This window comes from Novosphingobium ovatum, assembly GCF_009909235.1.
GTDB classification, from domain to species: Bacteria; Pseudomonadota; Alphaproteobacteria; order Sphingomonadales; family Sphingomonadaceae; genus Novosphingobium; species Novosphingobium ovatum.
On the sequence record NZ_JAAAPO010000001.1, the window covers coordinates 126096 to 150111 of the forward strand.

Here is a 24016-nt window from a genome sequence, read left to right on the forward strand (position 1 = left end):
CACTGCCCCTCCCGGACACCTTCCGGGGCGGCGAAAGCCCCATGGCGGAAACAGACGCACCGGTCAGAACCCGCAAGGATATTTCGAATGGACGATCGCAAGGTCCCCGCCGCCACGGCCAAGCCGCAGCCCGAGAAGAAGCCGGGCGTTTCGCCGGGCGAATTCATGCGTCAGGTGCGCGTCGAGGCCAGCAAGGTGGTGTGGCCGACCCGTCAGGAAACCATCTCGACCTCGATCTTCGTGGCGATCCTGATGTTCATTCTGGCGGTGTTCTTTCTGGGGATCGATTCGCTGTTCGGCTATGTCGTGCGCACGCTGCTGTCGCTGGCCTGAGCCACACAAGTTTTAGGATAAAAGAGGCGAACATGGCCCGTTGGTATATCATCCACGCCTATTCCGGCTTTGAAAACAAGGTCAAGGAAGCGATCATCGCCGAGGCTGAGCGCCTGGGCCTGTCGCAGTTGGTCGAGCAGGTCGAGGTGCCGAGCGAGCAGGTCACCGAGGTCAAGCGCGGCAAGAAGGTGCAGGTCGAGCGCAAGACCATGCCCGGCTATGTGCTGGCCAAGCTGACGATGAACGATGACGTTTATCACTTGGTCAAGAACACCGCCAAGGTGACCGGCTTTCTGGGCAACAATGGCAAGCCGCAGGCGATCAGCGAACGTGACGCGGCGCGTTACTTTGGCGCGCGCGAGGCGGTGGCCACGCAGGTCAAGAAGCACGTGGCCGTCGATTACGAGATCGGCGATTCGGTCAAGGTGCTGGACGGTCCGTTCAGCAGCTTTACCGGCATTGTCGAGGAGCTGGACTTCGAAAAGAGCCGCGTGAAGGTGTCGGTGTCGATCTTTGGTCGCGCCACCCCGGTCGAGCTGGACTTCGAGCACGTCGAGCTGTCGAAGTAAGGCGACACGCCAAACGCAAAAGGGGCGCTGCGGGCATGGCCTGCGGCGCCCTTTTCGCGTGTGGGGCGGGCGGGCCTTGTGCGCGGTGTTTCGTTATTTTATGTTGGTGGGTGTAAAGCGAAAATATCGAAAGGGAGCCGTGATGTCCTTTGCCATTGACCGCCGCCAGATGATCGCCGCGCTGGCCGCCAGTGGCGCGGGCGCGCTGGCTTCTCCCGCCATGGGCGCGCCCTATCGCATGATCCCGCAACGGGCCTCGGCGCGGGTGGTGGTGGACAATGACTTTGCCGGCGATCCCGACAGCCTGATCGCGCTGGCGCATCAGTTGCTGACGCCCAAAACGCGCACCACGCTGATCACCGTCAGCCCCACCGCGCCCAAACTGACCCCGCCCGAGATGCAGGGGCGATCCTCCACGATGGGGGCGCAGATCGCGCGCGAACTGATTCGCCGTGCCGGGGTCGCCGCCAATCCGCCCGTCATCGCCGGGGCAGAGGCGGTCAGTGCCGATCTGGCCCCAACAGAAGCAGCCCGCGCCATCGTCGCCGAGGCGCTGCGCGAGGATCCTCTGCCACTGTTCGTCACCTGTGGCGGCCCGCTGACCAATGTGGCCGCCGCGCTGAAAATGGCGCCACAGATCGCCCGGCGCATGACGGTGGTGTGGATCGGCGGCGGGGCCTATCCCGCGGGGGGCTGGGAATATAATCTCAACACCGACATCGCCGCCGCGCGCGAGGTGATCGAGCGCCACAAGGTGCCCCTGTGGCAGATCCCGCAGGGGGCCTATCGCCAGATGCAGGCGTCGAATGCCGATCTGGCGGCGCGGCTGCGGCCGGTTTCGGACTTTGGCGCGTGGCTGTATGACCGTTTCACCACCCCGCCAGAGTGGATCGACATTGGCGGGACGTGGCCGCTGGGCGACAGTCCGACGGTGTTGCTGACCGCGCTGACAGCGGAAAGCAGCGTGGCGCGCGACCTGCCCGCGCGGCGCATCCTGCCCGATGGGCGTTATGGCGCGGTGGTGCCGGGGCGCAAGTTGCGGGTGTTTGACACGCTGGACGCGCGGCTGACCTTCGAGGATTTCCATGCACTGATGCGCCTGCACGCCGCAGGCGACCTGTAACGCAGGCGGCGGGCGGCCTCTAAGGCTTGCTTTTTGCGCGAATCCGGGTAAGGGACGCCGCTTCCGGAGCGATCCGGGAATCCGTGCGGGAGGCGCCGGCATCGTCTGGTGCTGTCTGACCGCTTGACTTGAGGGGGAGGCGAGCGCCGCCCCGACAGAGTGAAAGGAGGCCATCATGGCCAAGAAAATTGACGGTTACATCAAGCTGCAGATCGCAGCTCAGCAAGCCAAGCCCAGCCCGCCGATCGGTCCGGCTCTGGGTCAGCGCGGCGTGAACATCATGGGCTTCTGTAAGGAATTCAACGCTGCGACGCAGGAAGTTGAAGCCGGTACGCCGCTGCCCACGATCATCACGGTCTATTCGGACAAGTCGTTCTCCTTCGTCACCAAGACGCCGCCCGCCACCTTCTTCATCAAGAAGGCGCTGGGCCTGAAGTCGGGTTCGAAGGCTCCCGGCAAGGATTCGGCTGGCAAGATCACCACCACGCAGCTGGCCGAAATCGCCCAGCTGAAGATGAAGGACCTGAACGCCAACGATCTGGATCAGGCGATCAAGATCATTGCTGGTTCCGCCCGCTCGATGGGCATTCAGGTTGTGGAGGGCTGATCCGATGGCAAAGCTGACCAAGAAGCAGAAGTCGCTGAACGAGAAGCTGGGCGACAACCAGGCGCTGTACGGCATCGACGAAGCGATCCAGTCGCTGCGCGATCTGTCGAGCACCAAGTTCGACGAAACGCTGGAAATCGCGATGAACCTGGGCGTTGACCCGCGTCACGCCGACCAGATGGTGCGTGGCATGGTCGTGCTGCCTTCGGGCACCGGCAAGACCGTCAAGGTCGCCGTGTTCGCCCGTGGCGACAAGGCCGAGGCCGCTCTGGCCGCTGGCGCTGACCGCGTGGGCGCCGAGGACCTGCTGGAAGACATGCAGGCTGGCAACCTCGACTACGGTCGCGTGATCGCCACCCCCGACATGATGGGCATCGTTGGCCGTCTGGGCAAGGTGCTGGGTCCCAAGGGCCTGATGCCGAACCCCAAGCTGGGCACCGTGACGCCGAACGTCGCCGACGCCGTGAAGGCTGCCAAGAGCGGCCAGATCGAATTCCGCGTCGAAAAGGCCGGCATCATCCATGGTGGTCTGGGCAAGCTGTCGTTCTCGAACGAAGCGCTGCGCGCCAACTTTGACGCTTTCGTTGACGCCATCGTCAAGGCCAAGCCGTCGGGCGCCAAGGGTAAGTATGTCCGCAAGATCTCGCTGTCGACCTCGATGGGCCCCGGCCTGAAGGTTGACGTGGCGCAGGTGCACGGCGGCTAACAGCCGACGGGCATATGCCCCGATCAAAGGGCCGGGAGGGGAAACCTTCCCGGCCTTTTTGTTGTGCCGCTTGGGGCTGGACTTCCATAATGCGGCGCAGCATACCACGCGCCATGACGCTGGTTCACCGCTATATCGACCTGACCAACTGGCTGGAGACCTTTGTCCCCGGTCCGGACAAGTTCCTGCATGTGTGCGCCGGCCTGATCATCTGGCTGGTGGCCGGGATGGTGTTGCGGCGTGGGTTGCATACGCCTTGGCCGATGCTGATGGTGGTGCTGGCTGAAACGGCCAATGAATGCGTTGATCGCCTGCAATATGGCGATTGGCAGTGGGCCGAAACCGGCGCCGATGTTGCCGCGACGGTGGTTTGGCCTTTGGTGCTGACGCTGGCCTTGCGCTATTTGCCGGTGCTGCGCCGCGATGCCGCGGTGCCAGCGGTCGCCACCGCCCCGGCGCAATAGCTCTCAGGCGCGGCCGGTCTGCATCGAGAGGTGGGCCGGGTCGATCCCTTCGGCCGCCCAGCTTTGCGTCCAGCGGTCATCGGTGTCCGTGTCGAACAGGATCGTGCCGCGCCCTTCGGCAGCGTACCACCCATGTTCGCGCATTTCGCCGTCCAGTTGTCCGGGACCCCATCCGGCATAGCCCAAGGCAATCAGCCATTGCGCCGGACCAGTGCCATCGGCGATGGCTTGCAGGATGTCGCGACTGCCCGACAGGCTCCAATGTTCATTGACGCGCATGGAACTGTCTGCCCCCCAATCGGGCGAATGCAGGACAAAACCGCGCTGCGGCTCGACCGGGCCGCCATGGTGCACCTCGACGTCGGGGGCGACGCCCCGGTCGATCCCCAGATCATCCAGCAGCGTGTAGAGCGTGATGCCGTCCAGCACATCGCTGATGCCGATGCCCAGCGCGCCGTTTTCGTCATGCACACACAGCGCCAGCACCGCGCCGGCAAAGCGGGGATCGGGCATGCCGGGCAGCGCCAACAGCAACCGCCCGCCCAGATATTGCGCCTTAGTCATGGGGATAAGGTAGGGACAGCAAGCCCGCCGCGCAACCAGCGATTGCGCGCGCGTGGCCTATTGCGCGGCGGCTGCGGGGGTATAGCATTCCACCACCAGCGCCAGCGGGCGGCCATCGGGCAGGCGCAACAGCGCGCGTTGCGACAGCACCGTGTCGGTCGGACAGCCGGGCGCCGCGCCGCGCTGCGTGTTCAACCGCTGGCGCTGGAACAGCAGCGGCGCGGCCACCTTGCCAAAGGGCGTGTCGGTCGTGGCCAGCGCGGCGTTCATTTCGGGCGTCAGGCGGGCGGGCACGTACCAGTTATGCGCCTGCGACAGCACCACTCCGCCGCAGGACAGGCGGACATGGCGGTATCCAGGCTCGTCCGTTTCGGCCATGCTCAGCGTGTCGTTCAGGTCGGGGGCGGGCAGGGCGTCCTCGCCCCGCACCGGGGTGGCGGTGATCGCGCCAGACGCACAGCGCGCGGTCAGCACCGCCGTGGCGCTGTCCTGCGCGTTCAGCGCCGCCTCCAGCGCGTCGATCCCGCGCTGGCTGACGCGGGCATGGGCCGGGGTGGAGGCTGCCGCCAGCAGCGCCCCGATCAGCGCGAATCGCATCAAATGCCGCCCGCCACCGGCTCACGCGAGAGGTCGGCCAAGGCCTGCGACAAGGCGGCGGCGCAGGTGGCCAGTTGGTCGGCATCGGTGCAGCGGATGACGAAATTGGCCCCGGTCTTGCCTTCGCGAAAGAACGGATAGGAGCCGATCGCCACGCCCTCATGCGCCTTTTCGGTGTTGCGCAAAAGGTCGGCGACCTCGCTTTCACCCACCCAGCAGCCGATGGTTTCCGACAATACCGGCGCGCCGCCCTCCAGCGTGCCGGTCAGCGCGTCCAGCATCCCCGCCGTGATCGTCGGCACCCCCGCCATGATAAAGATATTGCCCCAACAGATACCCGGCGCCCCGGAATAGCGGTTGGGGATCAGGCTGGCGCCTTCGGGCGTGCGGGCCATGCGCAGCCGCGCCTCGGTCACACCGCCACGGGTGGCGTAATAGTCCTCCAGAATGGCGCGGGCCTCTGGGTGGACGATCACCGGCACGCCCAGCGCCGCCGCGATGGCGTCCACCGTGATGTCATCATGTGTCGGCCCGATGCCGCCGGTGGTGAACAAATAGTCGTTGCGCACCCGCAAGGCATTCACCGCCTCGACAATGGCGTCCTGATCGTCGGACACCACCCGCACTTCCTTGAGCCTTATGCCCTGCACGCCCAGCCACGCGGCCACCTGCGCGATATTCTTGTCATGGGTGCGGCCGGACAGGATCTCGTCGCCGATCACCACCAGCGCGGCGGTGAAAATGCGGTCGGCGCGGGGCGCGGCGGGCGTGGTTGCAGAGTCGGTCATGGCGCAGGGGTAGCCCGCCGGGAGCCTTCGCGCAAACCTGTGCCATGGGGAAATCGGCAGGCGGCAGCCGCGGCCTGCGTAACGCGGCCTAAACGCCACCATAATGCTATCATTGACAACAAAAATGCGGGCGCGGCGCGGCGGGCGCGAAAAAAATGGGCCAGTCTTGCGACCGGCCCTTTGAAAGTCTTGGGAGAGGATGCCTGAAAGGCCTCTTCCTTAAGCCCTAATCCTTAATTTATCGCAAGTGCGAAATGGGAGGCGACTCTTGCGTAAAATGCAATCTGGTTAAACGTGCGATAGCAATCAGGTTAAATCACTTTCAATCACGCCAAACAGGTCGTGCTCGTCCGCGTCCTCGATCCGGGCCATGACGATCATGCCGGGGGCCAGATCGGCCGGCACATTGCGCAACAGCACCTGACCGTCGATTTCGGGCGCGTCGGCCTGGCTGCGGGCGGTGGCGCCGATGTCGCCATCCTCGTCCTCCTCACCCACCTCGTCGATGATCACGGGGATCACGCGGCCCACCTTTGCCGCCAGCTTTGCCGCTGAAATCGCGGCGGTTTTCGCCATGATGCGGGCGAAGCGTTCTTCCTTCACGGCTTCGGGCACGGGGTTGGGCAGGTCGTTGGCGGACGCGCCGTCCACGGGTTCAAACTTGAACGCGCCAACGCGGTCCAACTGCGCCTCGTCCAGCCAGTCCAGCAGATATTGGAAATCAGCTTCCGTCTCGCCGGGGAAACCCACCACAAAAGACGAGCGGATGACCAGATCCGGGCAGATGTCCCGCCACGCCTTGATCCGCTCCAGCACGCGGGCCTCGTTGGCGGGGCGTTTCATGGCGCGCAACACATTGGGGGCGGCATGCTGGAACGGGATGTCCAGATAGGGCGTGATCAGCCCCTGCGCCATCAGCGGGATGACATCATCGACATGCGGATAGGGATAGACATAGTGCAACCGCACCCAGGGCTGCGTCCCGTCGGGGCTGCGCAGCGCGCCCAGTTCGCGGGCCAGATCGGTCATGTGGGCGCGCACCTCGCGGCCCTTCCACTCGCGCGTTTCGTGGCGGATATCAACGCCATAGGCACTGGTGTCCTGGCTGATCACCAGCAATTCGCGGGTGCCGGCCGCGACCAGCTTTTCCGCCTCACGCAATACCGCGTCGACCCGCCGACTGGCCAGTTTGCCGCGCAATTGCGGGATGATGCAGAAGGCGCAAGAGTGGTTGCAGCCTTCCGAAATCTTCAAGTACGAATAGTGGCGCGGCGTCAGTTTCACCTCGCCGGTGTCGCGGTCGGCGGGGATCAGATCGACAAACGGCCCGCGTGTCGGAGGCGCCGCGATATGCACCGCGCCCACCACATCCTCATACTGATGCGCCCCGGTGATCGCCAGAACGTCAGGGAAGCGGGCGCGGATCGCCTCGGCCTCGTTGCCCATGCAGCCGGTGACGATGACGCGGCCATTTTCGGCCATCGCCTCGCCAATGGCGGCCAAAGATTCCTCCTTGGCGCTGTCCAGAAAGCCGCAGGTGTTGACCAGAACGACATCCGCGCCCGCGTAATCGGCGCTCATCTGGTATCCGTCACTGCGCAGGCGGGTCAGGATGCGCTCGCTGTCGACCAAAGCCTTGGGGCAGCCAAGCGAGACCATGCCCACTTTGGGGCTGTCGGGGATCTGGGTGGGGGAGGAGGAATTTTCGGCCATGATGGCGCGCCCCCTACACGCAATTGCGCCAAAGGGCTAGGGTAGGGGTGAGATCCGCCCGTTCCGGCGCGGTACAGGAGGCACGGATGGGCGCGGTGAACTGGCTGGCGGTGGGCGTGGCGGCGCTGTTGGCGGCGGGGCTGGCGTGGCCGTGGTATGGGCTGTGGCGGTCCACACGCGGCCCGGCGGGCTGGCGGATGGCCCTGATGATCCTGCCCGCCGCGATGATCGGCCACAATTTCGCCCGTGTCGGCCTGCAACATTTGGCTGAAAAGCCAAAGCTCTATGCGATGATGTCGGGCGGATGGGCGCTGGCGATCGTGCTGCCCGTGCTGGCCATGGCCTATGGCCGCCACCCCATGCCCCCGCGTGAGGCATGGGCGGACGCGACCTATATTCTGGCCGCCTTCCTGTTGATGGGCGCGGTGTTCATGGTGATGGGGCCGGTGGCGGGCTGAACGCCTGCCAACCGGCTCAATCGGGTTTTTGCTTGCCGCTGGGGCTGCTCGACGCTGGGCGGCCGCTGGGCAAAGGCGCGGCGCGGCCCGTATCGCCCGCCCCACCTGTCGCCACGCCCTTCATCTTGGGCAGGAACGGCACGGGGTTTACCGGCTTGTTGCGGTGGCGCAGCTCGAAATGCAGCTCGTCGCGGGTCGCCTTGCCGGTGTGGCCCACCATGCCCACCCGCTCGGTCGCCTTGACCCGGTCGCCGCGCTGCACAGTGATCTTGCTTAAAAAGCCATAGGCCGTTTGCCAGCCATTGCCGTGGTCGATCACCACCACATTGCCGAAACTGAGCGGTTCACGGCCAGCAAAGGCCACCAAGCCGCCCGCCGCCGCGCGCACCGCCGTGTCGGCGGGAGCAACGATGTCCAGCCCGTCATGCACATTGCCGTCCGTCGCCCGGTCGACAAAGCCGCGCCGCACCACTCCCTGCACCGGCACCGACAACTTGGGCGGGCGGGCGTCATCGGCGGCGGGGGCATCGTCACGCGGGGCCGGGGCGGGGGCTGCGGCCGGGCTTTCCGTTGGGGCGGGGCGGGGCGCGGGGGTGGCGGCCGGGGCGGCGCTGGGCTTGATCACCGAGGGGATCAACAGCGTTTGCCCGATGCGCAAATGTCCGCTGGCCGGCAGTCCATTGGCCACCGAGATCGCCGAAAACGGCACGCCATATTTGATCGCTATGTCAAAGCCGGTCTCGCCGGGTTTGACCACATGGCGGCGGGTGCGGGGGATGACCAGACGTTGCCCGGCGCGCACCTCATAAGGCGGTTTCAGGCGGTTCGCCTCGATAATCAGGACGCGGGGGACGCGGGCGCGATTGGCCACGCCGCCCAATGTCTCGCCGGGGCGGACGACATGCTCGGTCTCGTCCTCGGGCGAAATCACCTGTGACGCATCGGCTGATGGCGAAGGCACCGCCTTGAGCTTGCCCCCCGATTTGCTGACCAGCGCGTCATCGCGTTCGGCCGCGGCCCATGCCGGCGCCGCGATCAGCGCCCCCAGCGCGGCGCAGGCCCACAGCGCCTGTGTGGTCCGGCGGCTCATGCCGGGAACCTTTGCGCCAGCGTGGCCAGCGACGCTTCATGCGTCAGGTCCAGTTGCAACGGCGTGACCGAGATGAAGCCATCGGCGATCGCCTCGAGATCGGTGGCGTGACCGGGGGTATGTTCGATCCCGTGCAGCCCGAACCAGTAATAGTCATAGCCGCGCGGGTCGGTGCCCTGCACCACAGAGCCGCGCGCGTAATCGTGAAACCCCTGACGCACCACGCGAATACCCTCCACATTGGCGCCGCTGAGCGGTGGAAAGTTGATATTGACCAGCGTGCGCGGCGCAAAGGGCGCGTCCAGCAGCGGGCGGATCACCCGTGCCCCCCATGTGGTGGCCGCGTCAAAGGACACATCGTCGCCCACCCCTTCACGCGCGTAAACCTGGCTGAGCGCGATCGAGCGGATGCCCGCCAGCGTCCCCTCCATCGCGGCCGACACCGTGCCCGAATAGGTCACGTCATCGCCCAGATTGGCCCCGCGATTGACGCCTGACAGGATCAGGTCGGGCGCTGCGGGCAACACCTTGCGCAGGGCCATCGTCACCGAATCGGTAGGCGTGCCAGTGACCGAAAAGCGCCGCGCGTCATGTTGGCGCAGGCGCACCGGGCGGGTCAGCGTCAGTGAATGGCCCGCGCCCGACTGTTCCTCGGCCGGGGCGCAAATCCAGATGTCATCCGACAATTGGCGGGCAATCGCCTCCAGCACGTCCAGACCCGGAGCGTGAATGCCATCGTCATTGGTAAGCAGGATGCGCATGCGACCCCTTCAATTCTTCTTAACCATCGGCTCTACAATCGGGCGCAGCCTACGGCAATGCAGCGAGGGGCGCAAATCATCAGATTTTTGCGCGGCTTTGGTGTTAATTCTCGCAAATTTCTTCGCGCGTGCAGCAAGTTGCGTCCTATCGGCCGTGCCCCGGCCGCAACCCGACACACAACAGGCGCCGCTGCCAAGGGGCAGGCGACGCCTGTTGCGCTTTAACGTTGTGGCTGGCTCAGGCCGGGGTGATCGCTTCTGCCCCGCCCATATAGGGGCGCAGGGCGGGCGGGATTTCCACGCTGCCATCGGCGCGCTGCCAGTTCTCCAGCACCGCCACCAGCGTGCGCCCCACCGCCAGACCCGACCCGTTCAGCGTGTGCGCGTTGCGCGTCTGCTTGGACCCTTCGGGGCGATAGCGGGCGTTCATGCGGCGCGCCTGAAAATCGCCGCAGTTCGAGCAAGAGCTGATCTCGCGATACTTGCCCTGACCCGGCAACCAGACCTCAAGGTCATAGGTTTTCTGCGCGGAAAAGCCCATGTCGCCAGTGCACAGCAACATCCGGCGATAGGGCAGGCCAAGGCTTTCCAGGATATGTTCGGCCGCCCCGGTCATGCGCTCATGCTCGTCGGCGGATTGTTCGGCGGTGGTGATCGACACCATCTCGACCTTGTCAAACTGGTGCTGACGGATCAGGCCCCGCGTGTCCTTGCCGGCCGCGCCCGCCTCGCTGCGGAAACAGGGCGTCAGCGCGGTGAAACGCAGCGGCAGCTTGTCCAGATCCAGGATCTGTTCGCGCACCAGATTGGTCAGCGACACTTCGGCCGTGGGGATCAGCCAGCGGCCATCAGTGGTCTTGAACAGATCCTCGGCGAATTTGGGCAATTGCGCGGTGCCAAACACCGCCTCGTCGCGCACCAGCACGGGGGGGGCGACTTCCTCATAGCCATATTTCAGCGTGTGGGTGTCCAGCATGAACTGGCCCAGCGCGCGGTTCAGGCGGGCGATAGCCCCGCGCAAATAGACAAAGCGCGCGCCCGACACGGCCTGCGCGCTTTCAAAATCCAGCCCCAGCGGCGCGCCAATGTCGAAATGCTCGCGCGCGCCCTCGGCCGGGCGGGGTTCGCCCCAGCGCTTGACCTCGGCATTGTCATTTTCGTCCGCGCCCTGCGGCACTTCGGCCACGGGCAGGTTGGGCAGGCTGGCCAGCACATCGGCCAATGCCTTGTCCGCGCTGCGCTTGGCCTCTTCCTTGGCGGGCAGTTCGGTCTTGATCGCCTCGACCTCGGCCTTCAGCTTGTCGGCGCCTTCGCGGTCGCCCTTGCCCATCAACGCGCCGATCTGCTTTGACGCGGCGTTGCGCGTGGCCAGCATCGTGTCCACCGCCGTTTGCGCGGCGCGCGCATCAGCGTCCAGCGCCAGAATATCGGACGATTGCGGGGCCAGCCCACGGGCGCCAAGGCCAGCGTCAAAGGCGGACGGGTTTTCGCGGATGAATTTGATATCGTGCATGGTCGCCGGGTTATGGCCGCCGCGCCGTCAGGTCAAGCGGGCGTATCGCCACAGGGGCCGGTTGCGCGCGCGCGGGCTGGCCCTATGCTGGCGCGCAAGGGCGCAGATGGCCCAGGCACACAGGGAGAGGCGATATGGCGATGGCAAAGGGCGCCGCCGCGCTGGTGGGCGCGGTGATGCTGATGGGGGCAAGTGAACCGCCCGCGCCGCAACTGGAATTCATGTTCGAGGTCGAGGCGTTGCTGGCGCCCAAGGTGGATGTGGGCACCACGCCCTTTGGTCAGCGCGGCTATATCCCGATCATTGGCGGGCAATTTGCCGGTCCCGCGATCAAGGGGCGGGTGGTGCCGGGCGGCTGGGACTGGCAATTGCAGACCGGCGATGGCTGCTCCAGCCTGCACGCGGATTATTTCCTGCAAACCGATGATGGCGTGATGTTCAACGTGGTCAACCACGGCCAGTTCTGTCTGGACAAGGGGCAGCCGTTCATGCCCGCCTTTACCTCGCCCCGGATCGAGGCGCCGGTGGGGCGTTATCGCTGGCTGAACCATGGCGCGTGGATCAGCCAGTTGCGCGGCGGCAGCGATCCGGCGCATCCTTCGGTGGTGATCCGCTTTTACCGCGCGCGGCCATAGGGCGCATTGACGCGGGGGTATGTTGACGTGGGGATATACGGTTCGTATGCGGAATGTATATGAACCGCTGTCAGGATACCCCATGGGCATTGTGAAAATCGACGACTCCCTGCACGAAGATGTGCGCCGGGCCAGCACCGTGATGTGCCGTTCCATCAATGCTCAGGCCGAATTCTGGATGAAAATCGGCATGTTGGCCGAGGCGAACCCCACCCTCTCGTTCAACGACATCGTGCAGGCGCAATATGCGCGGGCCGATGTCCAATCGCCCAGAGTGGCCGCCTGACATGGTGAAATCGGCCGATGAACTGGCATTGATGCGCATATCGGGCCGCCTGTTGGCACAGGTGTTCCAGATGCTGGACGGGATCGATCTGAACGGCATGACGACCATGGCGGTCAACGATCTGGTGGATCACTACATCACCCACGATCTACAGGCCCGCCCCGCCAGCAAGGGGCAGTATGGCTTTGCCTATGTGCTGAACTGTTCGCTGAATGACGAGGTGTGCCATGGCGTGCCGGACGCCCGCCGGGCGATTGCCGATGGCGATATCATCAATCTGGACATCACGCTGGAAAAGAACGGCTTTATCGCCGATTCCAGCAAGACATACATGGTTGGCGATGTGACGCCTGCCGCGCGGCGGCTGGTCGAAGTGACACAGGCGGCGCTATGGCAGGGCATCGCGCAGGTACGCCCCGGCGCGCGGCTGGGCGATATCGGCCATGCGATCGAACGCCACGCCACCCGTCACGGCTATGGCGTGGTGCGCGAATATTGCGGCCACGGCATCGGCCGCCAAATGCACGAAGAGCCGCAAGTGCTGCATTTCGGCCGCCCCGGCACCGGGCTGACGCTGCGGCAGGGGATGGTGTTCACCATCGAACCGATGCTGACAGAGGGCGCGGCCGAAGTCTCGACCTTGGCCGATGGCTGGACGGTGGTGACCGACGATGGCGCTCTGTCGGCGCAGTTTGAACACACCGTGGCGGTCACCGCCAACGGGGTGGAGGTATTGACCCTGCGCGCCGATGAGCGGCGCCCGCGCGGCAAACGGGCGGCGTAACATGTTTCAACGCATCGGCATCATCGGCGCGGGCCGCGTGGGGCGGGCGCTGGCTGTGGCCTTGGCGGAGCGGTCGGACGCGCCGGTGGTGCAATGGGCGCGCCGGGCAGGGGCGGGGACGACCGACCGGCTGGGCGATTTGGCGGGGTGCGACCTGTGGCTGATCGCGGTGGCTGATGACGCGCTGGGCGAGGTTGTGGCGGCGCTGGCGCAGGTGCCCGCCACCCACCGCCCCTTTGTCGCGCATGTCAGCGGGCGCAGCGGGGTTGCGCCCTTGGCGCCCTTGGCGGGGTTGGCCGGGGGGCTGGCGGCGATCCATCCGGCAATGACCTTTACCGGCGACCCTGTGGCAGAGGTGGCGCGGATGGCGGGCGCGCGTTTTGCCATCACCGGGGCGGACGGCGCGGCACAGGCCATGGCCGAACGGATCGTTGCCGCGCTGGGCGGCGTGCCGGTGGCGATCGCCGAGGCACAGCGCGCGCTTTACCACGCCGCGCTGTGCCATGGGGCGAACCATCTGGTGACGCTGGTGGCGGATGCCTGCGCGGTGTTGCGCGCGGCGGGGGTGGCGGATGGCGCGGGGGTGCTGGGGCCTTTGGTCCGGGCGGCGCTGGACAATGCGCTGGCAGGCGGCATGGCGGCGCTGTCAGGCCCGGTGCTGCGCGGGGACGCGCAAACCATCGCCGGTCATGCCGCCGCCCTGCGCGCCGATTGCCCACAGGTGTGGCCCGCCTATCAGGCGATGGCGGGGGCCACGGTGCGGGCGCTGGAACAGGCCGGATCGCCCGACAGCCGCGATGCGATCCTGCGCGCTATCGCGGATTAGTCCGCGCTCAGGCGTCGGCTGCGCAGCGGAAACCGATGTGGCTGGTCGAGGAATCGAGCGCCATCGGGTGCCGCGCCGCCGGGCGGTAACGCTGGCAATAGGACGGCGCGCACAGGTGTGAGCCTCCCTTGATCACCTTGCGCGCCATGCGGTTGGTGGGTTCGGCCGGGTCAACGCTTTTGGCGCGGAAACCGCCGCGCGGGTTGTCGATGGCACAGCATGACCCGGCCTTCTTTTTGGGGCGGGGCAGGTTGGCGGGCAGGCTCCACCAATCTTCGGTGATTTCCCATGTGTTGCCGATCATGTCGTACAGGCCATAGGGATTGGCCGGGTAATGGCCCACCGGGCTGGTACGGACCCAGCCATCCTCCAGTGTATTGGCAAAGGGGAACAGGCCCTGCCACGTATTGGCCAGATGCACCCCGCCGGGCGTCAGTTCATCCCCCCAAGCATATTCCACGCCCTCCAGCCCGCCGCGCGCGGCATATTCATGCTCGGCCTCGGTCGGCAGGCGCTTGCCCGCCCATGCGGCATAGGCCGCCGCGTCCTGATGCGTCACATGCACCACGGGATGGTCCATAATGTCGTCAATGCCGCTGTCGGGGCCGGTGGGGTGGGCCCAATCGGCCCCCGGCACCCATCGCCACCATTGCGACGGATCGCCCAGATCCACCGGCCGGTCCGTCATTGTGAAGACCAGCGATCCGGCCACCGCCAATGCCGGGTCCATGCCGGGATATTGCGCCGGATCGGGCGGGGTCTGGGCAAAGGTCTGGTACCCGCTCGCCGCGACAAAAGCGGCAAATTGCGCGTTGGTCACCGGCGTCACGTCGATGTGAAAGGCATCCACCCGCACCCGGCGCACCGGGGCTTCTTCTGGATAGAACGCGTCCGATCCCATGGCGAACACCCCGCCCGGTATCAGTGCCATCGCTCCAGCCTGCCCTTGTTGCATCCCACACTCCCGCCGTCTTTACATATGACAAAGGGGAGGACAGCCTGCGCCATCCTCCCCTTGCCCTCATGCCTGATGGATCAGAACTTGTAACCCACGTTCACGCCGAAATAGCGGAACGCGCCCTTGGGCAGGAATGCCGTCCGGTTGGTGGGCGTGACGGTCTGCGTGGTGAACAGGCCCGGCGTGCCCATCGAGGTGTAGTAACGCTGATCGGTCAGGTTCTTGACGAACAGCGAGAGCGACAGCCCACGGTCCTGACGCAGGCCCACCGTGGCGTCCACCGTGGTATAGGCGCGCTGCGTTTGCAGCGGGTCCTGCTCCAGGCTGAAGTTGACGCTGCTTTGATACGCCACGTTCAGGTCGGCATAGCCGGTGAAATGGCCCACGGGCATTTCATAGCGCGGGTTGAACGTCAGGCGCCATTCGGGCGTGTTGGGCAACAGCCCGCCGCGCACGTTCTGGATCGCGCCCGACAGCGTGCCGGTCGAACTGCGCTGTTTGAAGCAGGTGTTGGCCGGTTGCGCCGCGCCATAGGCGATGGTGGCAAAGGCGGCCTGGTTCTGCAACGGACAGCCGATGCCATCGGCATCAAACCGCGCGTGGGTATAGGCACCCGTCAGGTTGATCGTCAGCGCCTCGGTCGGGCGCAGCGTCAGTTCGATTTCCACGCCCTTGGTTTCCGACGCACCCGCGTTGGTGGTGACAAAGGTAAAGGTGTTGGTCGAGGGGTCCGAACGGTTGGCCTGCACCTGCAGGTTCTTGTACTTGGCCATGAAGAAGGCGGCCGCGATGCTGATCTTGCGATCGGCGGTGCTGCCCTTGAAGCCGATTTCGAAGGCGTTCACCGTTTCGGGATCAACCACCACGTTGTTGTTGAACGTCTGGGTGAATTCGGTGCCCAGCGACTGGCCCTTATACCCGCGGGTATAGGTGGCGTACATCTGCGCGCGGCGGCTGAATTCATATTGCAGGCCGATCTTGCCGGTCAGCACCGAGTCCGACGCGCCGGTGTAGCCTTCGGTCAGCGGATAGCCGCTGGCCAGGATCGAATCGCCCGCGAACGGCGCGGTGCGGTCCTGCTTGCCCCAGACCGAGATGAATTCATGCTGCCAGCGCAGCCCGCCCAGCGCCTTGAGCCCGCCGGTGATGGCAAAATCGGCCTGTGCGAAACCGGCGATCTGGTTCTGGCGCAGATGCGCCTGATGGTGGCCCGAGAAGCCCGCCAGATTGGTGGCAGGGCACACCGCGCCCAGCGTCAACCCGCTGGCGGTGCAGTTGACAAAGCGGCGGGTGAATTCACGATCCAGCGTCACGTCCGAGAAATAGCCGCCCACGGTATAGTTCAGGCGGTTCTTGCCATTGGAGGACAGGCGCAGTTCCTGGCTCAGGCCGCCCAGCGTGAAGGGGCCGCCGTTGACGTCATACTGGGCCACAGCGTTCGTGCCGGTATAGATCGGCGTCGCGGTGTTGAGGCCATCGACGTCCACCGTGTTGTTGAAGCTGTAATACTGCCACGCGGTGATCGAGGTCAGGCTAGCAAAGTCCAGATCATACTTGGCCTCCAGCGAGTAGACCTGCGAGGTGGTGCTGCTGGTGGTGTCGCCGTTCGAGGCGACCTGCGTGTTGTCCGGCCCCGGCACGACCGGGCTGAGCAGCGTGGTCAGGCTGGCGTTGTCGGACCGCACCACCACCGACTGACAGCAGAACGCCTTGGCCTTGCTGTAATCGGCGGTCAGCAGCAGGTTCAGGCGGCCCAGATCCAGATCCAGCTTGCCGCGCAGGCCCCAGCTGTCCGACCCGTTGGTCTTGCGGCGCAGGGTGGTGTTGTAGATGTAGCCGTCGTCCGAGTTGTAGAAACCCGAGATGCGCACGCGCGCGTTGTGGCTGATCGGCCCGGCGATGGTGCCGTTCAGGTGGTACTCACCCTTTTCCGCAACGGTCACGTTCACCTTGCCCGTCAGGGTGTTGGTGGGGCGGGCGGTGACCACGCTGATCACGCCGCCGGTCGAGTTCTTGCCAAACAGCGTGCCCTGCGGCCCGCGCAGGACCTCGATGCGCTCGATGTCGGCCAGATCGGAAAAGCCCTGCGCCTGACGCGCCATCACCACGCCGTCCAGCACCGTCGAGACCGAGCTTTCGGTGCCCTGGCCAAACACGGCGGTGCCGATGCCACGGATGCGGAACGAGGAGTTCGAGGCGTTGTTGCCCTGCTGATAGGTCAGCGTGGGCGAGATCTGCGTCAGGTTCTTGGTATCGGTGATGCCACGCGTGGCCAGACCATCGGCGGTCACAGCGGTCACGGCCAGCGGCACGTCCTGCAGGCGCTCGGAACGCTTTTGTGCGGTGACAACGATGTCGCCCGGTGCGGCGGGCTCGGCGGTGGCGGGTGCGGCGGCCGGGGTTTGCTGCGCCATGGCGGGCTGTGCGACAACGCAGGCGGCAGCGCCGGACAGCAAAAGGGTGGCGAATCGGATATTCATGGTGTCTCCCCCTGAAAAGAAACGGTTTTCCAAAGCGGTTGAATCCGCATCGTGTCGCGCTAATGCCCTAGTAGGACAACGCTGTCACTATTTAATTGACAGGATATGTGGCCCATTCATAGATAGGTCATACAACGCTGTCCAGCGGCGCCGCGATTCTGTGCGCGCGCCGTGGGCAAAGGCTGAATGTGTGGGGGAATGGCATGCGGCACAGGCAATCGGTCCGGTCGATGGGTGGCGGGCGCAGGCTGCGGATTGCCGCATCGGTGGGGGCGCTGGCGGGCGTGCTGGGGCTGATCGCGGGTTTTGCGCCGGGCAAGGCGGCGCAGGCGCGTGGGCTGGCCCCGCATCATGCCGCCCCCGCGCCGCGCGCGGTCGATGCCCGCCCCAACATCGTGCTGATCGTGCTGGACGATGTGGGCTATGCCGATATCGGCGCATTTGGTTCGGAGATCCGTACCCCCAACATTGATGCGCTGGCTTCGGCCGGGCTGCGCTATAACCGGTTTGATACAAAGGCGGTGTGCAGCCCGACCCGCGCCGCGCTGTTGACCGGGCGCAACCCGCAAACGGTGGGGATGGCCGATCTGCCCGCCAATGTGCTGAACCGCGATGATCACACCCGCGACCGGGGCGAATTGGCGCATAACGCGCAAACCATCGCGCAGGTGCTGCGTGCGGCAGGCTATCAGACGCATGGGCTGGGCAAATGGCACCTTGCCCCTGAATCCGAGGATGGCTCGGACGGGCATAATGCCTCTTGGCCGTTGCAGCGCGGGTTTGATGATTTCTATGGCTTTTTTCTGGGCTGGACCGACCAATACCACCCCAAGCTGATCGAGGGGAACCGCCGCATCCCCGCGCCAGAAACGCCGGGCTATCATTTCTCCACCGACATCACCGATCGCGCCATCGCCGCCCTGACCCCGGCCAAGGGGCAGGCGCGCAAGCCCCAGTTCCTCTATCTGGCCTATGGTGCGGGGCATGCGCCGATTCAGGTGCCGCGCCCCTATATCGACGCCTATCGCGGGGTGTATGAACAGGGCTGGGACGCGCTGCGCGCCGAACGGCTGGCGCGGATGCGGAAAATGGGCATCGTGCCCGCCAACACCCAATTGCCGCCGCGCAATCCGGGTGATCGGGCGTGGGCCGATCTGACCCCGGTGGAGCAACAGGTCTATGCCCGGTTCATGGCCACCTATGCCGGGTTCCTGACCCATACCGATGAACAGATCGGGCGTCTGGTCGCGCATCTCAGGGCCACGGGGCAGTATGACAACACGCTGTTCGTGTTCATGTCGGACAACGGTGCCGCATCCGAGGCCGGGCAGCGCGGATCGTTCCAGCGGTTGTACGCGCCCAACACCATGACGCCCGAACAGATGCTGGCGCGGATCGATGATCTGGGCACCGATCGCACGCAGTCGGAATATCAGCGCCCGTGGGCGATGGCGGGCAGCGCGCCGTTCCGCCGGTACAAGCTGTGGCCTTATCTGGGCGGGGTACGCACGCCGCTGATCATCGCCTGGCCGGGCAAAATTCGCGATGGTGGCGCGATCCGGCGGCAATATGTCGATGTGGTCGATCTGGCCCCGACGCTGGCCGATGTGGCGGGCACGGCATTCCCGCGCGCGGTGGCCGGGCGGGCTGAACTGCCGGTGGCGGGCAAATCGATCCGCGCGACGCTGTTTTCCGGCGCGGCCCCGGCGGCGCGACAGGTGCAATATTTCGAACTGCGCGGCAACCGGGCGATCACCGATGGCCGCTGGCGCGCGGTGGCGGTGCATAAACAGGGCACGCCTTTTGATCAGGATCGCTGGATGTTGTTCGACACCGTGACCGACTTTGCCGAGGCCAATGATCTGGCCGCGCGCTATCCGGCCCGGCTGGCGGCGATGAAGGCGCTGTGGTGGGCGCAGGCGCGGCTGTATTCCACCCCCGCGCTGGCCGAGCCGCCCGCGCGTTTTGCCGGGCGCGAGAGTTTTGACGAAAGTGCCGACCGCCCGATGGTCCGGCTGGAAGGAGAGGGCAAGTGAGCGCCCGTATGCACCGATTGACCGCGCTGGCCGCGATGGCCGTGGCGCTGGCCCCGTTCAGCGCTTTGGCTCAGCCCGCCGCGCCAGCCCCGGCACCTGCAGCCCCGGCACCTGTCGCCGCGCCCGCGCCGCGCACCAGTGGCCCGCCCAATATCGTGCTGATTCTGGCCGATGACGTTGGGGTTGAGGGCTTTGGCGCCTATGGCGGGGAATATCCCACGCCCAACATCGACCGGCTGGCCGCGCAGGGGGTGCGCTTTGCCAACGCCCATGCCATGCCTTTGTGCAGCCCCACCCGCTTGCGGCTGATGACGGGTCAGGACAACCACCGCAATTACGAAGCCTTCGGCTATCTGGCGCCGGGCCAGACCACCTTTGCCAATGTGCTGAAGTCGGCAGGCTATGCCACAGGGATTGTCGGCAAATGGCAATTGATGGGCAATGGCTATGACGGGCGGGTGGGGATCACCCCACAGGCCGCCGGTTTTGACGAACACCACCTTTGGCAACTCAAGGCGCTGGACGCCAAGGGGTCGCGCTATTGGGGGCCGACGCGGGTGGTCAATGGCCGCAACCGCATTGCCGAGGAAGGCTTTGGCCCGGACGCTGACAGCCGTTTCGCGCTGGATTTCATCAGCCGCAACAAGGACCGGCCCTTCTTCCTTTATTACCCGATGGTGCTGGTGCACAGCCCGTTTGTGCCGGTGCCGGGCCATATGGACACACAGGGGGCCAAGCCGCGCTTTGCCAATATGGTGGCCTATATGGACAATCTGGTGGGGCAGGTGATGGACCGCCTGAAGGCCGAGGGGCTGGACCAGAACACCATCGTCATCTTTACCGCCGACAATGGCACCAACCGCCAGATCACCTCGACCCGCAACGGGGTGGCGGTGCAGGGCGGCAAGGGTACGCCCACGCTGAGCGGGACCCATGTCCCGTTGATGGTATGGGCGCCGGGCCGCGTGCCGGTCGGGCAGCTGCGCGAAGGGTTGTTTGACCTGGCCGATGTGTTGCCCACTTTGGCCCAGATTGGCGGGGCGCGGGCGCCCGCAGGGCTGGATGGCGTCAACCAATGGCCGGTGATCACCGGGCAACAGGCCAAGGCGCGCGACTGGATCTTCCAGCATTACGCTCCCGAATGGCAATTCGCGCCGATGCGTTTCGTGTTTGACGCGGGGTACAAGCTGTATGGTGACGGCCGCTTTGTCGCGCTGGACCCGGCCACCGACCGCGAAACCGACATCCCCGCCGACCAGCGCAAGGGCGAAGCCGCGCGCCACTATGCCGCCCTGCAAAAGGCGATGGCATCGGTGCAGGACGGGCCGCTGGCGGCCAATCGTTTTCCGTGGTGCGCGGGGCAGGCCTCGCGCGATCCCGCGCTGCCCGCGACACAGGCCGGTTGCGCCATCACGCCGGGAGGTGAGGAATGAGCCGAATGTCCAGATTGCGCCGCGTGCTGATGGGGGCGGGGGTGGCATTATGCGCCACGGCCATCGCGCCGGTGGTGGTGCCCGCTGACGCCGCCCCGCGCGCCGTTTCGCGCCCCGCCGTCCCCGCGCGTCAGCCCAATGTGGTGGTCATTCTGGTCGATGATCTGGGCTGGCCCGATGTCTCGGCCTATGGGCGCCATGACGTGCCCACGCCCAATATCGACCGCATCGCCCAGACTGGCGTGGCCTTTTCCAGCGGCTATGTCACGGCATCGGTCTGTGCCGTGTCGCGCGCCGGGTTGTTGACCGGGCGCAACCCACAGCAATTCGGCTTTACCTATAACATCAATGACGAAGGCGACCGGGGCGCGGGCATTCCCGAAAGTCAGCCCACCATCGCCCAGCGTCTGAAACCGCTGGGCTATCGCACGGGGGCCTTTGGCAAATGGCACGTCGGCTCCGAGGCGCGCTTTTACCCCACCAATCGCGGCTTTGACGAATTCTTTGGCTTTGTCGCGGGTGAGACGGTCTATGTCGACCCGCGCACGCCGGGCATCGTCACCACCCCCACCCGCGCGGACAAGGGCAAGCCCGCGTTCGACACGCGGCGCGGTGGCGGCGTGATTGTCGAAGGCCCCGACCGGCGCGCGGTCCATAATTTCGACAAGTATCTGACCAATGAGATCACCGATCACGCGGTCGGCTTTATCAACCGGGCGGCGCGGGGCGGGCAGCCGTTCATGGCTTATGTGGCGTATAACGCGCCGCATTGGCCGTTGCAGGTGCCACAGGCGTGGTACGACCGCTTTGCCCATATTCAGGACCCGGTGCGCCGCACCTATGTGGCGATGATCGCGGCGATGGATGATGGCGTGGGCCAGATCCTGAACACGCTGGAGGCCAACCACGTCCGGCGCGACACGATCGTGGTGTTCCTGTCGGACAATGGCTGTCCGGTGCAGTTCGGTTTCTGCAATCCTGACCATGTGTGGAGCGCGGGCAAGTTCACCTATCTGGAAGGCGGGGTGCGTGTGCCGTTCCTGATGTCGTGGCCGGGGGGGATGAAGCCGCAGGGGATTGTCGACACGCCGGTGTCATCGGTGGATATTGCCGCCACGGTGCTGCGCGCGGCGGCGCCCGGACGGCCTTTGCCGCGTGAACTGGACGGGGTGGATCTGGTGCGCAGCGCCACCCGCGCGCCGGCGGCCCCGCGCCTGTTGACATGGGCGCAGGCCCCGGTCGCGGCGGCGCGGCTGGGCCGGTACAAATTGTGGCATTCGGACGACTGGCGCGAAACCCATCTGTATGACCTGACCGCTGATCCGGCCGAAATGACCGATGTGTCCGCCCAACAGCCCGCCACGCGCGCCCTGCTGGACCAACGCCTGAACGCCTGGCGCAAAAGCCTGCCTGCCCCGTTGTGGGACCCCCATTTCACCCGCCGGGTCCAGATTGGCCCGCGCGAAACAGAGCTGGTGTATTGATCATGCCTTCCGCGAATTTGCCTGTTGCCGCCCCCGCACGCCCGCGTCTGCGCCTGAGCCTGAGCCTGTGCATGGCCGCCGCCACCTTTGTCGCTGTGCCGTTCCTCCAAGGGCGGGCCGATGCCCAGACGCCGCGTCCTGCGGCGCCTGCCTCGGCCAAACCCTCACCTACGCCCGTCCCTGCCGCGTCCGCGCAGCCGGGGCGGGCGGCTTCTCGACCGCGCAACATCATTTTTGTGCTGGTGGACGATCTGCGCTTTGACGGCATGGGGTTCCTGCAACCGGGCCTGTTGCACACCCCCAACATCGACCGCATGGCGCGCGAGGGCACCTATTTTCCCAATGCGGTGACGACCTCGTCGCTGTGCAGCCCCAGCCGCGCGACGATCCTGACCGGCATGACCGCGCGCAACCACGGCATCGTCGACAATAACGACAGCTCAGAGGCGGGGCTGACCTTCTTCCCGGCCTATCTGCAACAGGCGGGCTATCAGACGGCTTATATCGGCAAATGGCACATGGGGCAGGCCTCGGCCGGGCCGCGCGCGGGGTTCAACCGCTGGATCAGTTTCCGGGGGCAGGGGGATTATTACCCCACCACCGGCATCAGTCCGGCCGACATCGCGGCGGGCAAGCGGCACATGCTGAACGTTGACGGGCAGGAGGTCGCGCAAAAGGGCTATATCACCGACGAACTGACCGATTACGCGATGGACTGGCTGGAGCGTGGGCGTGATCAGTCCAAGCCGTTTTTCCTGTACCTCAGCCACAAGGGCGTCCATTCCGACCCCCTGCCGCCGCCGCGTTACGCGCATCAATATGACAAGGCGCAGTTCACCCTGCCCGCCAGCGCCGCCAACACGCCCGAGAACTATCGCGGCAAGCCGATGTGGGTGTATAACCAGCGCAACACCTGGCACGGCATCGATTTCTTCTACAACTCGGACATGAAGATGACCGAGTATCTGAAGTATTATTATGGCACCTTGTCCGCCATTGATGACAGTCTGGGCCGCATCATGACCTATCTGCGCAAGACGGGTCAGGACAAGGACACGCTGGTGGTGTTCACCAGCGACAATGGCTTTCAGATCGGCGACCATGGCTTGATCGACAAACGCACCGCCTATGAGGCTTCGGTGCGGGTGCCCTTGCTGATCTGGGAGCCGGGGACGGTGCCTGCCGCGACCGTCAACAGCGGGCGTCTGCGCGGGCTGGACTTTGCCCCCACGTTCCTGACGGCAGCAGGCGTGCCCACCATGCCGCAACAATTCGAAGGGCAGAACGCGTGGGGCCTGCTGACCGGAGCGATGACCCCGGCCCAGTGGAACCCGAGTGACTTCATCTATGAATATTACTGGGAATGGACCTTCCCGCAGACGCCCACCACCTTTGCCATCACGCGCGGGAACCTGAAATATATTCAGTATCACGGCATCTATGACCGGGATGAGCTGTATGATCTGGCCGCCGACCCGACCGAGATGCACAATCTGGCCGATGACCCGGCCCATGTGCAGGACAAGGTGACGCTGCGCCGGGCGCTGTATCAGCAGATGGCCAACAATCGCGGGCAGCACATGATCCCCTATTCGCAGCGCCTGTCGATTGGCGCGGTGCGGCGGATGCAGGGGGGGACCGGCCCCGCGCCTTTCCCGGCCGAGTGGCAGGTGGGGCCCAACCGCGATGACCGCATGGATGACATGATGCCCGACAGCCCGGCCAAGGTGCAGGCGCGCGCCGCCGGGCGGCCTTTCATGGTTGCCCCGACCGTCGACCAGCAGTTCAAGCAGATCCCGCAGAAGTGA

General features: G+C 65.6%; 24 protein-coding genes. 15 read left to right on the top strand and 9 right to left on the bottom strand.

Features of this window, described 5'->3' with window-relative positions; genetic code table 11:
• Window positions 1-165 precede the first annotated feature (165 nt).
• The 6 genes from secE to GTZ99_RS00585 all read left to right on the top strand — a co-directional run bounded on the left by secE (window position 166) and on the right by GTZ99_RS00585 (window position 3802).
• Window positions 166-333, top strand: a complete 168-nt coding sequence (secE, locus tag GTZ99_RS00560; RefSeq protein WP_227711058.1) for a preprotein translocase subunit SecE — start codon at window positions 166-168, stop codon at window positions 331-333.
• 32 nt (window positions 334-365) lie between these two features.
• Window positions 366-902, top strand: a complete 537-nt coding sequence (nusG, locus tag GTZ99_RS00565) for a transcription termination/antitermination protein NusG (protein ID WP_161716348.1) — start codon at window positions 366-368, stop codon at window positions 900-902.
• Window positions 903-1044: 142 nt separating this feature from the next.
• Entirely contained in the window at window positions 1045-2025 is a 981-nt protein-coding gene (locus GTZ99_RS00570) for a nucleoside hydrolase (RefSeq protein WP_161716349.1), read from the top strand.
• A gap of 175 nt (window positions 2026-2200) precedes the next feature.
• On the top strand, window positions 2201-2632 hold the full coding sequence (gene rplK, locus GTZ99_RS00575) for a 50S ribosomal protein L11 (protein WP_161716350.1): 432 nt from the start codon (window positions 2201-2203) through the stop codon (window positions 2630-2632).
• 4 nt (window positions 2633-2636) lie between these two features.
• Window positions 2637-3338 (top strand): 50S ribosomal protein L1, encoded by a 702-nt coding sequence (gene rplA, locus GTZ99_RS00580; RefSeq protein WP_161716351.1) that lies wholly within the window; start codon window positions 2637-2639, stop codon window positions 3336-3338.
• Window positions 3339-3451: 113 nt separating this feature from the next.
• Window positions 3452-3802: a hypothetical protein gene (locus GTZ99_RS00585; protein WP_161716352.1), complete on the top strand. Its 351-nt coding sequence runs from the start codon at window positions 3452-3454 to the stop codon at window positions 3800-3802.
• A 3-nt stretch (window positions 3803-3805) separates the two neighbouring features.
• Here the strand turns inward: GTZ99_RS00585 and GTZ99_RS00590 are convergent, their stop codons facing one another.
• The 4 genes from GTZ99_RS00590 to rimO form a co-directional block, all read right to left on the bottom strand.
• Window positions 3806-4366 carry a YqgE/AlgH family protein gene (locus tag GTZ99_RS00590; protein WP_161716353.1) on the bottom strand — a complete coding sequence of 187 codons (561 nt, stop codon included), beginning with the start codon at window positions 4364-4366 and terminating at the stop codon, window positions 3806-3808.
• A 57-nt stretch (window positions 4367-4423) separates the two neighbouring features.
• Window positions 4424-4963: a hypothetical protein gene (locus GTZ99_RS00595; RefSeq protein ID WP_161716354.1), complete on the bottom strand. Its 540-nt coding sequence runs from the start codon at window positions 4961-4963 to the stop codon at window positions 4424-4426.
• The gene (locus GTZ99_RS00600) at window positions 4963-5751 is read right to left on the bottom strand and encodes a competence/damage-inducible protein A (protein WP_161716355.1); all 789 of its coding nucleotides are present in this window, start codon (window positions 5749-5751) and stop codon (window positions 4963-4965) included. Before GTZ99_RS00600 ends, GTZ99_RS00595 begins: the two co-directional genes overlap by 1 nt.
• 306 nt (window positions 5752-6057) lie before the next feature.
• On the bottom strand, window positions 6058-7464 hold the full coding sequence (rimO, locus tag GTZ99_RS00605) for a 30S ribosomal protein S12 methylthiotransferase RimO (RefSeq protein ID WP_161716356.1): 1407 nt from the start codon (window positions 7462-7464) through the stop codon (window positions 6058-6060).
• Window positions 7465-7511: 47 nt separating this feature from the next.
• On the opposite strand from rimO, the gene GTZ99_RS00610 reads away from it, so the two are divergent.
• On the top strand, window positions 7512-7922 hold the full coding sequence (locus GTZ99_RS00610) for a DUF1761 domain-containing protein (protein ID WP_161716357.1): 411 nt from the start codon (window positions 7512-7514) through the stop codon (window positions 7920-7922).
• Window positions 7923-7938: 16 nt separating this feature from the next.
• On the opposite strand, the gene GTZ99_RS00615 is transcribed toward GTZ99_RS00610, so the two are convergent.
• From GTZ99_RS00615 to serS, 3 genes are all read right to left on the bottom strand, one after another.
• On the bottom strand, window positions 7939-9012 hold the full coding sequence (locus GTZ99_RS00615) for a M23 family metallopeptidase (protein WP_161716358.1): 1074 nt from the start codon (window positions 9010-9012) through the stop codon (window positions 7939-7941).
• Window positions 9009-9773: a 5'/3'-nucleotidase SurE gene (gene surE, locus GTZ99_RS00620; RefSeq protein ID WP_161716359.1), complete on the bottom strand. Its 765-nt coding sequence runs from the start codon at window positions 9771-9773 to the stop codon at window positions 9009-9011. The genes GTZ99_RS00615 and surE overlap by 4 nt, the downstream gene beginning before the upstream one ends.
• Before the next feature lie 238 nt (window positions 9774-10011).
• Complete coding sequence (gene serS / locus GTZ99_RS00625) at window positions 10012-11286, bottom strand: serine--tRNA ligase (protein ID WP_161716360.1); 1275 nt, start codon at window positions 11284-11286, stop codon at window positions 10012-10014.
• A 134-nt stretch (window positions 11287-11420) separates the two neighbouring features.
• Between serS and GTZ99_RS00630 the strand changes: the two genes are divergently transcribed.
• From GTZ99_RS00630 to GTZ99_RS00645, 4 genes are all read left to right on the top strand, one after another.
• Window positions 11421-11921: a DUF3237 domain-containing protein gene (locus GTZ99_RS00630; RefSeq protein ID WP_161716361.1), complete on the top strand. Its 501-nt coding sequence runs from the start codon at window positions 11421-11423 to the stop codon at window positions 11919-11921.
• Between the two features lie 82 nt (window positions 11922-12003).
• Window positions 12004-12207, top strand: a complete 204-nt coding sequence (locus GTZ99_RS00635; RefSeq protein ID WP_161716362.1) for a ParD-like family protein — start codon at window positions 12004-12006, stop codon at window positions 12205-12207.
• A 1-nt stretch (window position 12208) separates the two neighbouring features.
• The gene (gene map, locus GTZ99_RS00640; protein WP_161717007.1) at window positions 12209-12991 is read left to right on the top strand and encodes a type I methionyl aminopeptidase; all 783 of its coding nucleotides are present in this window, start codon (window positions 12209-12211) and stop codon (window positions 12989-12991) included.
• Between the two features lies 1 nt (window position 12992).
• Window positions 12993-13817, top strand: a complete 825-nt coding sequence (locus GTZ99_RS00645) for a Rossmann-like and DUF2520 domain-containing protein (protein ID WP_161716363.1) — start codon at window positions 12993-12995, stop codon at window positions 13815-13817.
• A gap of 7 nt (window positions 13818-13824) precedes the next feature.
• Here the strand turns inward: GTZ99_RS00645 and GTZ99_RS00650 are convergent, their stop codons facing one another.
• Window positions 13825-14748, bottom strand: coding sequence for a formylglycine-generating enzyme family protein (locus GTZ99_RS00650; protein WP_161716364.1), 924 nt, complete (start codon window positions 14746-14748; stop codon window positions 13825-13827).
• Between the two features lie 104 nt (window positions 14749-14852).
• Window positions 14853-17255 carry a TonB-dependent receptor gene (locus tag GTZ99_RS00655; protein ID WP_161716365.1) on the bottom strand — a complete coding sequence of 801 codons (2403 nt, stop codon included), beginning with the start codon at window positions 17253-17255 and terminating at the stop codon, window positions 14853-14855.
• 203 nt (window positions 17256-17458) lie between these two features.
• Here GTZ99_RS00655 and GTZ99_RS00660 point away from each other — a divergent pair, with 203 nt between their 5' ends.
• From GTZ99_RS00660 to GTZ99_RS00675, 4 genes are read left to right on the top strand one after another with little or no spacing between them, the layout of a single operon-like run.
• Entirely contained in the window at window positions 17459-19291 is a 1833-nt protein-coding gene (locus GTZ99_RS00660; protein ID WP_227711008.1) for an arylsulfatase, read from the top strand.
• Entirely contained in the window at window positions 19288-20724 is a 1437-nt protein-coding gene (locus GTZ99_RS00665) for a sulfatase-like hydrolase/transferase (protein WP_161716366.1), read from the top strand. Before GTZ99_RS00660 ends, GTZ99_RS00665 begins: the two co-directional genes overlap by 4 nt.
• Before the next feature lie 5 nt (window positions 20725-20729).
• Window positions 20730-22208 (top strand): sulfatase family protein, encoded by a 1479-nt coding sequence (locus tag GTZ99_RS00670; protein WP_161716367.1) that lies wholly within the window; start codon window positions 20730-20732, stop codon window positions 22206-22208.
• A gap of 2 nt (window positions 22209-22210) precedes the next feature.
• Complete coding sequence (locus GTZ99_RS00675; protein WP_227711009.1) at window positions 22211-24016, top strand: sulfatase family protein; 1806 nt, start codon at window positions 22211-22213, stop codon at window positions 24014-24016.

Excerpts from the sequence above, each read along its gene's own strand:
- secE (WP_227711058.1), top strand. The coding sequence starts at position 166 with ATGCGTCAGGTGCGCGTCGAGGCCAGCAAGGTGGTGTGGCCGACCCGT.
- nusG (WP_161716348.1), top strand. The coding sequence starts at position 366 with ATGGCCCGTTGGTATATCATCCACGCCTATTCCGGCTTTGAAAACAAG.
- GTZ99_RS00570 (WP_161716349.1), top strand. The coding sequence starts at position 1,045 with ATGTCCTTTGCCATTGACCGCCGCCAGATGATCGCCGCGCTGGCCGCC.
- rplK (WP_161716350.1), top strand. The coding sequence starts at position 2,201 with ATGGCCAAGAAAATTGACGGTTACATCAAGCTGCAGATCGCAGCTCAG.
- rplA (WP_161716351.1), top strand. The coding sequence starts at position 2,637 with ATGGCAAAGCTGACCAAGAAGCAGAAGTCGCTGAACGAGAAGCTGGGC.
- GTZ99_RS00585 (WP_161716352.1), top strand. The coding sequence starts at position 3,452 with ATGACGCTGGTTCACCGCTATATCGACCTGACCAACTGGCTGGAGACC.
- GTZ99_RS00590 (WP_161716353.1), bottom strand. The coding sequence starts at position 4,366 with ATGACTAAGGCGCAATATCTGGGCGGGCGGTTGCTGTTGGCGCTGCCC.
- GTZ99_RS00595 (WP_161716354.1), bottom strand. The coding sequence starts at position 4,963 with ATGCGATTCGCGCTGATCGGGGCGCTGCTGGCGGCAGCCTCCACCCCG.
- GTZ99_RS00600 (WP_161716355.1), bottom strand. The coding sequence starts at position 5,751 with ATGACCGACTCTGCAACCACGCCCGCCGCGCCCCGCGCCGACCGCATT.
- rimO (WP_161716356.1), bottom strand. The coding sequence starts at position 7,464 with ATGGCCGAAAATTCCTCCTCCCCCACCCAGATCCCCGACAGCCCCAAA.
- GTZ99_RS00615 (WP_161716358.1), bottom strand. The coding sequence starts at position 9,012 with ATGAGCCGCCGGACCACACAGGCGCTGTGGGCCTGCGCCGCGCTGGGG.
- surE (WP_161716359.1), bottom strand. The coding sequence starts at position 9,773 with ATGCGCATCCTGCTTACCAATGACGATGGCATTCACGCTCCGGGTCTG.
- serS (WP_161716360.1), bottom strand. The coding sequence starts at position 11,286 with ATGCACGATATCAAATTCATCCGCGAAAACCCGTCCGCCTTTGACGCT.
- GTZ99_RS00630 (WP_161716361.1), top strand. The coding sequence starts at position 11,421 with ATGGCGATGGCAAAGGGCGCCGCCGCGCTGGTGGGCGCGGTGATGCTG.
- GTZ99_RS00635 (WP_161716362.1), top strand. The coding sequence starts at position 12,004 with ATGGGCATTGTGAAAATCGACGACTCCCTGCACGAAGATGTGCGCCGG.
- map (WP_161717007.1), top strand. The coding sequence starts at position 12,209 with ATGGTGAAATCGGCCGATGAACTGGCATTGATGCGCATATCGGGCCGC.
- GTZ99_RS00645 (WP_161716363.1), top strand. The coding sequence starts at position 12,993 with ATGTTTCAACGCATCGGCATCATCGGCGCGGGCCGCGTGGGGCGGGCG.
- GTZ99_RS00650 (WP_161716364.1), bottom strand. The coding sequence starts at position 14,748 with ATGGCACTGATACCGGGCGGGGTGTTCGCCATGGGATCGGACGCGTTC.
- GTZ99_RS00655 (WP_161716365.1), bottom strand. The coding sequence starts at position 17,255 with ATGAATATCCGATTCGCCACCCTTTTGCTGTCCGGCGCTGCCGCCTGC.
- GTZ99_RS00660 (WP_227711008.1), top strand. The coding sequence starts at position 17,459 with ATGCGGCACAGGCAATCGGTCCGGTCGATGGGTGGCGGGCGCAGGCTG.
- GTZ99_RS00670 (WP_161716367.1), top strand. The coding sequence starts at position 20,730 with ATGTCCAGATTGCGCCGCGTGCTGATGGGGGCGGGGGTGGCATTATGC.
- GTZ99_RS00675 (WP_227711009.1), top strand. The coding sequence starts at position 22,211 with ATGCCTTCCGCGAATTTGCCTGTTGCCGCCCCCGCACGCCCGCGTCTG.